6 protein-coding genes and 3 pseudogenes are annotated in these 12,911 nt (G+C 63.3%); 5 read left to right on the plus strand and 4 right to left on the minus strand.

The window, feature by feature from the left end:
• Nucleotides 1–255 precede the first annotated feature (255 nt).
• Nucleotides 256–887, minus strand: a pseudogene (locus MF607_RS20595) (tyrosine-type recombinase/integrase).
• A gap of 703 nt (nucleotides 888–1,590) precedes the next feature.
• Between MF607_RS20595 and MF607_RS20600 the strand changes: the two are divergent.
• A pseudogene (locus tag MF607_RS20600) lies at nucleotides 1,591–2,342 on the plus strand (IS5 family transposase).
• A 19-nt stretch (nucleotides 2,343–2,361) separates the two neighbouring features.
• Here MF607_RS20600 and MF607_RS20605 read toward each other — a convergent pair.
• Nucleotides 2,362–4,134, minus strand: coding sequence for a hypothetical protein (locus MF607_RS20605; RefSeq protein ID WP_242122000.1), 1,773 nt, complete (start codon nucleotides 4,132–4,134; stop codon nucleotides 2,362–2,364).
• Nucleotides 4,135–4,727: 593 nt separating this feature from the next.
• On the opposite strand from MF607_RS20605, the gene MF607_RS20610 reads away from it, so the two are divergent.
• From MF607_RS20610 to MF607_RS20620, 3 genes are all read left to right on the plus strand, one after another.
• Nucleotides 4,728–5,024 (plus strand): helix-turn-helix domain-containing protein, encoded by a 297-nt coding sequence (locus MF607_RS20610; RefSeq protein WP_242122001.1) that lies wholly within the window; start codon nucleotides 4,728–4,730, stop codon nucleotides 5,022–5,024.
• 10 nt (nucleotides 5,025–5,034) lie between these two features.
• Complete coding sequence (locus MF607_RS20615; protein ID WP_242122002.1) at nucleotides 5,035–6,015, plus strand: AAA family ATPase; 981 nt, start codon at nucleotides 5,035–5,037, stop codon at nucleotides 6,013–6,015.
• A gap of 335 nt (nucleotides 6,016–6,350) precedes the next feature.
• The gene (locus MF607_RS20620; RefSeq protein WP_242122003.1) at nucleotides 6,351–8,585 is read left to right on the plus strand and encodes a S8 family peptidase; all 2,235 of its coding nucleotides are present in this window, start codon (nucleotides 6,351–6,353) and stop codon (nucleotides 8,583–8,585) included.
• Here the strand turns inward: MF607_RS20620 and MF607_RS20625 are convergent.
• On the minus strand, nucleotides 8,575–10,482 hold the full coding sequence (locus tag MF607_RS20625) for a CHAT domain-containing protein (RefSeq protein ID WP_242122004.1): 1,908 nt from the start codon (nucleotides 10,480–10,482) through the stop codon (nucleotides 8,575–8,577). The genes MF607_RS20620 and MF607_RS20625 overlap by 11 nt on opposite strands.
• Before the next feature lie 50 nt (nucleotides 10,483–10,532).
• Nucleotides 10,533–11,675 (minus strand): ComEC/Rec2 family competence protein, encoded by a 1,143-nt coding sequence (locus MF607_RS20630; RefSeq protein ID WP_242122005.1) that lies wholly within the window; start codon nucleotides 11,673–11,675, stop codon nucleotides 10,533–10,535.
• A 603-nt stretch (nucleotides 11,676–12,278) separates the two neighbouring features.
• Between MF607_RS20630 and MF607_RS20635 the strand changes: the two are divergent.
• Nucleotides 12,279–12,790, plus strand: a pseudogene (locus tag MF607_RS20635) (transposase); the annotation flags it as partial.
• Nucleotides 12,791–12,911: the final 121 nt, after the last annotated feature.

A 12,911-nucleotide genomic window follows, 5' to 3' on the forward strand; every position in this document is an offset into this window, starting at 1 on the left:
GCAACTGGCAAAGTTCGACACCACGGTGGAGGGCTCAATCACAAGGGAGCGCCGCTGGGTCTGCTGTCGGGAGCGCTAACGAACCCGCTCTACGTTCGAGGAAGGCGCATTGACGACTGTCTGCTCCGCCCACCGTGATCGACCGCTTTCGGCTTGAAACGACGTTCAATTTGGCGATCGTGAACGATCGGATCTGGTCGTAAGCCGTCCGACGTGGAAGCGACCCACCGCTCATTGGGATGGGCCGCCCCAATGTCAGATTTCGGTCCGTTCTGCGAGGACGAGGGCATCCTCAATGTTCACGCCGAGGTACCTGACAGTGTTCTCGATCTTCGTGTGGCCCAGCAGGATTTGGATCGCTCGAAGGTTCCCGGTAGCCTTGTAGATCATCGACGCTTTCGTGCGCCGAAGCGAGTGCGTCCCGTACTCGGCGCGGCGAAGTCCGACCGCAACAACCCACTCATCCACCAGCCGAGCATACTGCCTCGTGCTGAGATGGCCCGCGCGATCGACGCGGCTCGGAAAGGCGTAGTCGTGGATAGTGCCGCCGCGGCGTTCGAGCCACGCGAGGAGGCTTGCTCTGACATCGGCCGTAAGCTCGAACTGAACAGGGCGTCCGGTTTTCTGCTGCATGACGATCGCTCGGGTTCTGATATTAGGCCCGGAGACGAGGTCGCCGATCTTGATCTTCACGAGATCGCAGCCTCGCAACTTGCTGTCGATCGCCAAGTCGAACAGCGCTCTGTCGCGAAGGCGGCCCTCCCGATCCAAAAGAAGCGAACGGACCAGATTTGCTTCTGCGTCAGCGGTCGCTTTGTGCCGACTGTCTTGCCCGCATTCCACACCGGGCGGCGATGCGTGGCAGGATCATACTGTGCATGTCCCATTGTTCGTCTCCATGGCCGTGATTGGCCGTGGAATGAACGTGGTCACCTGGATAGCATTGCGGGTCGCCCTGTCAGCAACCGACCCAGAGCCGGTCGCTCAGATCAATGACCCTGGATGTCCGCTTCTGTCAGAAGCTGCCGATGGGACGCCTCGAAGCGGCCCGTCAGTAAGGCGCCCCAATTTGGCCATTGAGACCAGGTCGCGGCTACCCTGAAAGCGGCCGTTCGATCGAGCGGCACGAAGCTCCCAAATCAATGGTTAACTATGCCGGATTTATCACCGACTGCACGAACTGAAAGAGTGGCCGAAATACCTCGAAATACTCATCACCCAGTTGGAATTATCTCCCTGGCGAAATACTCCTTCTGGGCATCCGATCTAATGACGATCATCACGCCACCTCCCGGCGCTGCTTCGCTCTAAAAAAATTATCTGCCTTCGGATCGCCATAGAACAGGTATTCTATTTCACACAGGGAATCCCCGCCAAAACATTCGTTGTTCGCAGCATCCTTAGCGACCGAGGCGCGGATATCTGCATTCTGGGGCACGGGAAGCAGAAGTGCATAGACCTTGCCAATACATAGCGGGAACAACCTTGGTGCGCTAGGCGGGTGAGATGCCTAGGGTCGAAACCCAATCAGCATCTTGAGGAATGCTGGTTTTCCTGATTCACTGGCGGGTGGATCAGGAGGATTGAGGCATGGCACTGTTCTGGTTGTCGGATGAAGCGTGGTCGGCGATCGAGCCGCACCTGCCCAAGAACCAGCCCGGTGCCCGGCGGGTAGACGACCGGCGGGTGATATCCGGGATCGTGCATGTGCTGAAGGTGGGCTGCCGCTGGTGCGACTGCCCGGCTGATTACGGGCCGTCGACGACGATTTACAACCGGTTCAACCGCTGGTCGCGCCGTGGCTTCTGGCTCAAGCTGCTCGACGCACTGGTGGGGGCTGGCGTGGTGGCGAAGAGCACCGCGATCGACAGCACCTACATCAAGGCGCAACGCGCGGCGTTCGGCGGAAAAGGGGGCGACAGATCCAGGCGATCGGTCGCTCGCGCGGTGGCTGGACGACCAAGATCCACGCCCTCACCGATGTCATCGGCCGTCCCTATGCCCTGATGCTGACGGCTGGCAATGTCAGCGACGTGAAGGCGGCCCCCGCGCTGCTCGAACGTGCTGGCCGGATGCGTTATCTGCTGGCCGACAAGGGCTACGATGCCGACCGGCTGCGCCATTCGCTCCGTGATGCCGGAGCCGTTCCTGTTATTCCCGGACGGCGGAACCGCAAACGCACAATCCGATACGACAAGGAGCGCTACCGCGGCCGCCACCTGATCGAAAACGCCTTCTGCCGTCTCAAGGATTTCCGCCGGGTCGCTACCCGCTACGACAAACTCGCCGGCAACTTCCTCTCAGGCGTCGCTATCGCAACTGCGCTCGCCTTCTGGCTATGATTGAGTCTCAGCCCTAGGGTTAACCGCCCTCGTGGATGATCGCGACGGCGTCCGCGAGCGTCTTGCACAAGGTCTCAAGATCGTTGATCGCTCCGTCGTAGAGGGCATCGAGCGCCGGGCCCCAGCCTCCTGTCACCCCTCTCTCGTCCATGCCGAGCCGCTCCAATCCAGTGATCGCGCCTGCTTCGATCTCCTTGCGGTGTCCCTTGAGCTGGCGCAAATCCGAGATGACGAAGAGGTGGTTGAGCGGCCGCCTGGAACGAGCGTCCTCATGGAAGCGGTGAACGATTTCGGCGCCGGCATCGCTCAAGCTGAAGCCGGCATCGGTGGCCACCTGGGCGAGACATGCTATGCGATCCAGGAGCTTGAGACCGCGCAGATCCTTGACGCGGTCGCGCTTCTCGCCGATCTTCTGGACCATCCTGCGCAGATGTCTTTCGGCCAAGGCTTCGACGGTCAGCTTGTCGAGGTCGAGGCAGCGCTCCAGGAAGGCGTCGCGCCCCATGTCGATCGGTGCGTGACGCGCGACCTGCTTCACGAAGGGCCCCATCCACCACCCGTTGTATTCGAGGAATTCTCGATCCAGTCCGACTAGGTCCGCACCGCTCAGCTCTGGCAGTTCAAGCCGGTCGTTCAGCTCGGCGAGCAGCTCTCCTACTTTGGTAAGCGCCTGCACGAGCGCCTTTGCTCTCGATGCGATGTTGCGCGCCTGCCTTGCTTTCGGACCGGTGACGGCAGGCGTCGGCTGTATGGCGTGCGCGTGCCAGTGTCGGATCACCCGGTGAGGCGTTCCCTCGTATAGCTTCTTGAGCTCGACGCGGATCACGTCGCGGCCGACACGTTCGCAGTGGCCGACGCTCCATTGGCCTTTGAACGATACGGCGCCGCTTTCAGGGTGCACGCTGAAGCCTGGCCGGTCCTCGTAGATCGCAAGCACGGTATCTCTGACGTAGACCCAGTCGTGCATCCGAGCCTTCCGGGCGACGTCACGGGTGACCGGACCGCTCAGTCCCGGCCAGACCAGTCCCTCCCGTTCGAGCGTATCGGCCGTGACGGGCATGTCGCCCGGACCAGCGATCACCCGGGCTCCCCAAACCTGCGTAACGTATCCGCCATCGCGGTATCTCGACACGTCGACGCTGCGGCCCCTGAGGTCCTCGCACACCCGGTCCTTGGCTCCGAGCAGCTGCTCCGCCGCGTCATCCTGGAATGCGCTGCGATACTCGTAGTAGACCTGGATCAGATGCATGCCACGCAGGGTGAGGTAGTCCTGCAGGTGGCCGCGGGAGATACGAGCGCGGGCACCCGACACCCTCTGCGAGTCGTAGAGTGAAGGCTCGTCTACGATCGCGATGTCGGTTTGCGGCGCGGCCGGATCATCCCAGTGCTGCGCGCCGTTCGGGCCGGCGCGCGGCATGAGGCCATAGGTCATCGCGAAGCCGGGATCGAGCACCAGTGCGGTCTGGTTGGCCTGCGTCCACCCCAGGATCAGCGGCTCGCACTCAATCCTGCGTCCCTCGTGATAGGCGGAGACGTGGAACCGGGGTTTCAGCTGCCCAGGAGACTCCGGACCGGGACGGCCGGTGGATTCAACTTCGTGGTTGAACGCGCGCAGTTCGCCGTCGAGCGACGCAAGATCCTCGGTAGTGACGAGTGCGCTCCATAGGATGCGCTGGCCTGGCACGATCGCGTCGTCGTAGCCGCGCATCTCGGCGACCGTGACCATCTCCTCGCCCCATGGATCCTCCCGCGCCAGGCCACGCATCATGTCGGGCCACCAATCCTCATCCATCGCCAAAGTCCTCGCGCGTTGCTCCCGCAGAGGTAGTCGATTCTAGGTGCCTTGGTGAACACCACACAAAAGTTGCGAGGAGTCTGTGTGGTCTCGAAGCGATTGCGAGATGCGGCAGGCTGCCGTCGCCGCTGACATGATGGCATTGCCTGGACATGGTGGATGACCGGGAGCTCAGGGCGTGCCCGAACTTCCTGCTTGAGCGGCATGGAGCCGACGCTCGCTACCTTGCCGAAAGTTGAGCTGAAGAGCTGCGGAGAGAGGCGATGAAGCCTGTCGGCCAGCCTTCGGCATCGCTGATCGGATCGCCAGGCTCGAGGACACTGATCCGGCAGGGCGGATTAACTGGTGCCGATAGGTTCTCGGCATCGGCTCGTCGCACGCTTCAGCGCTCACGGCGTGGTTGGTTACTCCGTACGAACGACGGAGGCGTCTACCTGCTCGATGTCGATCGCGATTTTGCGGGACTGAATCGCTCGCGCGTGGTCCGCTGATGGCTGGCAGCTCTTGAAGATGCCCGATCGATCGGCGTTCCAAAAGACAACATTTTATGCAACACGATGGAGATGGGACGGCCTGCTCGCATTCTGGATATGGACCTGGCCCAGCATGCGCGCGATCACATGGCGGCTCACGGCCTTAGCATGCGCCAGCTGGCAGACATGGTCGATATCGACAAATCCACGCTCAGCCGCTCGCTCGAGGCGGGCGCCTTCTCTCAGGCCGTTCTGCGGCGATTGAAGGACATCCTTGATCCGGCGGCGCCTGGCAGCACCGTGACCGAACTAGTGCGTAAAGCGTTGCGTTTACGAGAAGCATCCGATAGACTGCGCGAACGCGCAGACCGGCTGTTGATCGAAGCCCTCGACCAATCTTCTGCAACGAATTAGGAGCGCCCGCATGGCCAGCAGCAAGCAGCTTATCGCGATGATTCGCAGCCATGCGGCAGGCGATGACGAGCGCTTTCTGGCAATCGCGGACCACATCGCCTCGGACGCCCGCAAGGCCGGGCACCACCGGATGGCGGATGAGATCGGCACGCTCATCGGATCGCTGCGTGAGGAGGCGGGCGAGCGGAGGATCGCTTCGAAGCCGACGATGATTGCCGCGCCGCGGGGCGAACTCGCCTCGTTGGTGCGTGCGTCCTATCCCGAGACCCGCTTGTCGGATGTTGTGCTCACCGACGAGATCGAGCGGCGACTGCGCAAGATCGTGCGCGAGCACCGCGAGCGTGGTGTTCTCGCCGAACGAGGATTGCTGCCGCGACGGAAGGTTCTGCTTTCCGGGCCTCCCGGGACGGGCAAGAGCCTTACGGCGGCGGCCATCGCCGGCGAGCTGGGGCTGCCCTTATTCACGGTTCAACTGGACGGCGTGATCACCAAATACATGGGCGAGACTGCGGCCAAGCTCCGGATCGTCTTCGACGCGATGCAGGGTGCACGCGGCGTGTACTTCTTCGACGAGGTCGATGCGCTGGCCACGAAGCGCGGCGCGGAGAACGACATCGGCGAGGCTCGCCGGATGCTCAACTCGTTCCTACAGTTCCTCGACGAGGACTCCTCTGGTAGCCTGCTTCTGGCCGCCACGAACCACCAGGAGCTGCTCGACCGCGCGTTCTTCAGGCGCTTCGAGGCGATCGTGCGCTACGATCTGCCGCCGCCCGACCATGTGCGTCGCCTGCTGTCGAACCGCCTTCCGCAGTTCGACCTTTCCGCGGTTTCATGGCCTGAGGTGTCCGCAGCGGCGGACGGGTTGAGCCAGGCGGACATCGTCGCTGCAGCAGACGACGCCGCGCGAGACGCCGTCCTTGAGGAGGATGGTCAGCTTACCGACTCGACGATCCTGCAGGCCATTAGGGACAGGAAGCAGCCGCACAGGTAAGTGGTGCTCTGGCACTCGCAAGTGTCGAATGCTAGCGTGCTGTAATGGCTCGACATCGGCACATAATCGTCAAAGGCATTGGGCAAGTCTCCGAGAGCTTTCAGCCTCACGGCGGTGGCGATCGATCGCTCCCTTCCGAGGTTCAGAACCGGGCGATTCATGCTCAGAGGCTTCGGGGCGACCTCGCGACGGTATCCGAGTCTCTTCGAGATGCCGCCATCGCTCAGGCGTCGATGGATGTTCCTGCTCACAGACGAGGGGTCACCGTCTCGGTCACCTCGAGGGAGGGGCAGGAACTGGTCGTCGGCGAGGCTCGACGGGCTACCAGCACGGGGATGCAGCTGCTGAATGTCCAGCGGCATGCCCGGCGGGAAGAACGGCGTGGCCACGACAGGGCGGTTTACTTCCTGAGCGGCAACGCCATCGAGTCGCTGAACAGGACGCTTGCCGAGTATGAATCGTGGACCGACGACGTGGGCGTCGATCGACTCAATCAGAGCGATCCGGATGAGAAAGCCTCCAACCGGCCACGGAACTTCTGGTTGTTCGAAAGCGCGGACGAGTTCCGCCTGGCAACCGTAGAGGATCTCTGGACCGACTCCCCGGCCAACTTCCCGCGAGAGCGGGGCGCCGTAGAGTGGGAGATCTGGGTTCGTAGTCCGCTCGTGGACGTCTTCGAAGCTGCGGTGAGCGCGTTGGGCCTGCAGCTGTCGGGACGTCGCACCGAGTTCGTCGACATCCTCGTCTACAACGTGATCGCCACGAAGGCGGCCTTGACGCGGCTGATCGGCAGTAGCGCGGCGGTCGTCGAGCTTCGCGGTGCTTCGAACTTCATCGCCGAGCATGCCGATCTCCCACCTCCGGAGCGGATCGCGCAGTATCAGAGCCTCGCGGCGCGCGTGGTGCCGCCGCCGCCGGGAGCTCCGTGGGTCACGCTCCTGGACAGCGGCGTGAACCAGGCGAACGCGCTGCTCTCGCCGGCGCTGCCGGCTGCACGCTGCCTTGCGGCGACGCGCGCGTGGGACCCGATGGATCCGGACGGGCACGGCACGAAGATGGCGGGTGTCGCTCTTTATGGGGATTTGGCTGAGACGGTGGCACAGACCGGTCCGGTCACCTTGGATATCGGGTTGGAGTCGGTGGCTGTCTTCAATCCCGGAAGCACGGTGCGCATACCCGGGCGAGATGCGATCGCCCGAGGAGTGGCGGCTGCCGAAGCGGTCAACGACCATCAACGGGTCTTCTGTCTGGCAGCGACGGCCGTTGGCGAGCCTGAGGACGGCAAGCCGACCTCGACGTCCTCGACGCTCGACAAGCTCGCGTTCAACGACGGGTCTGCAACTCGGTTGTTCTGCGTTGCCGTCGGCAACGTCGAGACTTCCGCTGCTCAGCCCTATCAGGTAGCGGACTACCATTCGTTGAACGACGGTCACGGCATTCAGTCGCCGGCGCAGGCGCTGAACGTCCTCTCGGTGGGCGCCGTCACGAACAAGTGCACAGGGCCCTCGCCCTTGGCGGACTTGGGCAGCTTGTCGCCGCGTTCGCGAACCGCACAGCCATGGAACTTCCGGCCTCGCCATCACAAGCCCGACATAATGATGGAGGGTGGGAATCACGGCATCGATCCCGGTGGGCGCACCTCGCGGCCGCACGCACCCGACATGATCGCCACGACGTCGAACGACCCTGTCCGTCGTCCGATAACCTACACAGGCGACACGAGCGCCGCCTGTGCTGCCGCCGCCAGGCTCGCCGGTCGAGTGCTGGCCCGTTATCCCGCAATGCGGCCCGAAACGATCCGCGGGCTGCTCGTCCACTGTGCCGAGTGGACGGACGCGATGAAGTCGCGGCGGCAGGCGATGATCAGCGCCGGTGCGACTGGGGAGCAGGCCACGCTGGCGGTCCTCGACTGCTTCGGCTGGGGCGTTCCGGACGAGGAGCGCGTGTTCTGGAGCGCTGACAACGCGCTTACGTTGATCGCGCAGGATGAACTGCGTCCGTTCAAGCGCGAGCCCGGCAGAACCATCACCCTCAAGGAGATGAAGTCCTTTCGGCTTCCTTGGCCCGATCGGGCTTTGCGCGCGCTAGGGGCGACTCCGATCGAAATGCGGTGCACTCTATCGTATTTCGTCGAGCCCGACCCGCACAGCGCCGGGTTGCAACGGCCGCAGCTCTACTCGTCCCATGGGCTCAGCTTCGACTTCCAGCGTTTCGAGGAAAGCGAGTCTCGAGCAGAGCGCCGGGTCAATCGGGCAGTGGTGGCCTCAGGTCCGGGAGCGTCGGACGATGGCTGGACGCTGGGCTGGCGCAAGCGCAACCGCGGCACGCTTCATCATGACGTCTGGAGTGGTCCGGCCTATGAGCTGGTAGGGCGTCGTCTGCTGAACGTGACGCCGAGTCGCGGCTGGTGGGCGACCAACCCGAGCACGCCGCCCGAGGACGTGGCTGTTCCCTTCAGCCTGATCGTGTCCATCAGGACTCCGGCGACCACCAACGATCTCGTGGCGGAGGTTCGGGCCCTTGTGCCTGCCGGCGCGATCGTCGATCTCCCAAGTCTCGTCACGACCTGACGAAGCTGGCCATGACGTCACCATGTGCCAGGTAGGCGAGTGCGGCGACGGATGCGTTGGCGTTCTTCAGCCGCGCCTTGCGCACGGCCTCCCCTAGCGGAGCGCAGCTGTTCACCAGATCCGGGAGACAATCCTGTGCCATGGTGAAGGCGACAGAGTCCTGCACCGCCCAAAGCGGAGCTATCAGTCCACCGAACCCGCTGGCCGCTACCGCGGCGCCCCAGCCGGTGTTCATGCCGAGCATCTCGGCGCCTGCGGACGCCTCGCATGCGTTCAGGACGAGGAGCGGTCCGTCCCGAATGCCGATCCGCACCGACGATTGGTAGACGTCCATCAGACCGACAGGTGCGTCTTCGAGATCGATGCCGCCGTCGTTCGAGCCGGTGTCTGCCCTGCCATGACCAGCAAAGTGAAGCATTTTCACGATGCCATCATAGTCGCCGTCCAGAAGATTCAGGAATTCGTCGCGTGTGGGATTCATCCTTACGGCGCCGAGCGTCGAGCGGATCCAATCTCCCTCTTGGGCGGCCGCACTGAGGCGCTGGGAGCTGTATTCAGGAACGAAGGAGACGATCTCGCCATCGCCGAAGGCGGCCCGCATGGGATGCTTCGAGTTGAGCGGCCATCGAGCGACGGGATGTTCGACGTAGAGATGGTCGACCGCTCCATCGTCGAGGTCCGGCTTCATCATCTCCCAAGGGATGTGCGGGTCGTCGGTGGTGAACTGGATCGCGAAGCCGGGTCCGATTGTGTCGCGACAACGCGCATAAGCGCTTTGGAAGCCGGCGGGAGCCTTTCGCCAGATCGCCTCGCCGATGCCTCGCATGGTTCGTCGGAACGAGTTCGCAGGAAGGTTGGGGCACGACTGAAGCAGCGTATCCGCGAAGATCTTCGGTGGAGCGCCGAGCTCGACCAAGCTGCTGCCGCTCGAGGCGCCTGCGGGACCGAACGCCGTCCACATCCACATTTGCCGATCGCCCTCCATCGCGGAGATCATCACGCTCATGGCGGGTCCTTGGGCGTCCGGGACGATGGTCACTGTGGGTCGGGCGCCGGAGACTCGCTCGGGCGGTGCGGGGGCGGGCTCCGCAGAGGGAACGTGCTGCTCGGCCTCAGCGGTCGCGAGATCGATGCTGAAGTGACCGCAGATGCGCGTGCCGTGCAGGTAGGAGACGAGCAGCACGGCCGGCGAGCCTGCGACGTAGTCTTCCGCAACGGTGCACGCAAACCGGGCCGACGTTGGATCGCCTGTTCGGCGTAGGGTGATCGTGCCGGTCTGCGGGGCTGCCGTCGCGAGCCACTCGCCGGCGATCTGCACCGAGACGTCGATTTCCGACCAGTCCGACGGGAAGCTGCCGATCGAGATGGGCTGCCCATGAGCGGCCGCATCTGTGGACAAACCGACGATGACGTCGATGGAGGCGCCGGGTTTGACCTCACCCGACTTCTCGACCGTCGGAAAGCGGCCGACCTCCACGGGCTCGGGCGCTGCTTCCGGCTGGACCGAGCCGTATTCGATGCCGGGTCCTTCGATCCGCTCCCCGGTGCTCCGGCGCACGATCTCGCTCCACGACGGCATGCGCTCGTGTTCTGCGGTGCGGGCGTCTTGCAGAAAAGGCTTGTCGAAGAAGTTGTCCTCGTCTGCAGTGTCGCTCGCGCCCGTGAGGAATGCGGCAACCTCGAGCCGGTTCGCAACTTTGAAGACGCCGTCGAACGAGAGTGCCAGTCGCTTGGCGTCGCTGCGGCATCCCTCGCTCGCGACCTCGCCCTCGAGGACGACCAGATCCCCTTCGATCGCAATGCGCAGTTCGGTCACTTCGTCCGGATGGCGCACCTCCAGAGCGGCGCGCAGCTTTTGGGCAAGTTCGGCCGCACTATGCCAGCTGTAGTCCATCATCCCCCCAAATTCTGCGCTTGCCCGCCCTGAAGGCCGCCGTGCTTTCGCGTTCAGTTGTCGAGGAGACCGCTCGCTGGATCAAGCGCCTCGTTAAGTTCGCTCTCAGAGATCTGGCCCTCGGGATCAGCCATGATGTCGATCATTCCGACTCCTGCGGTCTGCTGAGGATAGAAGGCTAGATAGTCGTGCTGCTTTTGGATCAGTGGATCGCCCCAAGGTTCGGTGCGCGACGTGGAGTAGTTGAACCACAGCCGCTTCGGACCTGAAGGCCCGAAGTGTAGGAACTGCGCGATCGATTCCGGATCGGGGTGGTCGTGCATCGCGCCACTGGTCGAGATCGCCATCTGACGGCAGTCGAGGAGTTCGATAAGCTCGCGTGAAGTGTTCTTCTTGCTTCCGTGATGCGATGCTTTGAGCAGATCTACCCGATAGCGGCCACTTCCCTCCCTTTTCGCCAAGGGCCTGATGGAGGCGGCGAGAACGTCTGGATGAGCATCGCCGCTGAGGAGGACGCGCCGGCCCTTCCATTCCGCGACGAACGCGATGCTCGAGCCGTTCGGAGCCTTGGTGTCGGTAGCTCCGCCGGCGATCAGGTCCTCGACCACGATCGGCGACGGAAAGGGTGCCGTCGAACGTCCCGCCGAGGCCCGCATGTCTTCGCCTCGAGCGGCCGAATCGCTTCGCCGCTCCTCCCATTCGCTCCACATCCTGGCCAGCTGCTCGGAAGTGGGGGACAGCAAGGTTATCCTGAGCCCTTCGATCTCGATGGGAGCGGACCCTGCAGTTTCCACCGACGCCACGCGATCGTCGAACGGCAGGTTCATCGGCAAGCGCAGTCTCGCGATGGCCTTTGACCATTCGTCGCCTTGGCGAACGCTGCGCGTGTTGAGCGATGAGACGCGACGCATCTCGTCGTAGCCGTTGTGCCAGACCTGTTGAGGCAGCAACGGACGGTTCACGTCCTTCAGGTAGGCGAGCGCGCCCTCGATATGGTCGGCATCAACGTGCGTGAGAACGTAGAGCGCCAGCCTTTCGCCCTTGTCGGCGATTGCGGCGAGTTCGTCATTGAGATGCGGGTAGGCGCTCTTCCGTCCGCCGTCGATCACCATGTGGTGAAGAGGCCCGTCGCCCCAAGACAGTAGGAGACAGTCACCGTCAGCGGCGGGCAGCATCTTCAGACGGAACGTGGTCAAGCTTCCCTCTCTCAGTATTCGACACTAGGCGCCCTTGCCTAGCGACACCCGTTACCGTGCGCGATTACTTTCGCTGCCTGTAATGGTGGGCGACGACGGTTTCGAACCGGAGACTCCCTCGGTTTGAACGAGAGGCTCTACCCTAACGTCCGCTTCGTCGCCATTCTGCCCGAAAGTTGCCGGTCCGCAACCGGCCCAGCTTCTGACGTTCCAAGGTGCCGGTCGGGCGAAAGTTGAACGTCGGCTTCTGACAAGAGCCGCCGTTCGACACGCCGCGAGCGAACGGCAGCTAAGTCCCCAAAGCCAGCCGTCCGGGACGCCGCAATTGGCGAGATGAACGAACGGCCGCTTCCGGGATCGACAGCGGATTGGTCGAATGACCGCGATGGGGCGCAACGCTGCCAGATCGCTTTGCGCTGAGCGAATGGCCGGTTTTGGAGGAAGCTGCCGTTCACAACCGGATCGGCGAACGACGCATTTTGGGTCGGAAGCCGTCCGGCAGCTTCCGGCCGCGAGGACCCAGAAACGGACACTCGCAGCTGAGCTGCCCCCTTCTGAGTGGTCCATCGACTATGACAGTCTGGACCAGGGAAGGGACAACGAATGCCTTTGAAGAAACACAAGCCCGAGGAGATCATCGGCAAGCTGCGTGAGGTGGAGATCGTGCTGGGCCAAGGCGGCACGACCGCCGAAGCGTGCCGACGGATCGCGGTCAGCGAGCAGACCTACTATCGCTGGCGCAAGGACTATGGTGGCCTGAAGACGGACCAGGCCCGTCGGATGAAGGATCTGGAGAAGGAGAACGCCCGGCTGCGGCGTGCGATTTCGGATCTGACGCTGGACAAGCTCATCCTGCAGGAGGCGGCAAAGGGAAACTTCTGAGCCCCGCACGGCGCCGGCGCTGCATCGACCAGGTCCGGGAGGTGCTGGACGTGTCCGAGCGGCGCGTGTGCCGCGTGCTTGGCCAGCACCGGTCAACGCAGCGCAAAGTGCCGTGCGGGGCTAATGATGAGCAGGCGCTCACCGACGACGTCGTCGCGCTGGCAAAGCAGTATGGGCGCTACGGTTACCGTCGGGTAACCGCACTGCTGCATGCGGCGGGTTGGTCTGTGAACCACATGGCGTAATCAGGAGCGGTGCTCGTTGGGATAGCCTGTCGTCCCCTGAAGAGGAGGACGGAAGATGACCTGCTATGTTGGCCTAGATGTGTCGATGAAGGAGACCGCGATCTGCGTC

The sequence above is a fragment of the Sphingomonas lacusdianchii genome, assembly GCF_022664395.1.
Taxonomy (GTDB): domain Bacteria; phylum Pseudomonadota; class Alphaproteobacteria; order Sphingomonadales; family Sphingomonadaceae; genus Sphingomonas; species Sphingomonas lacusdianchii.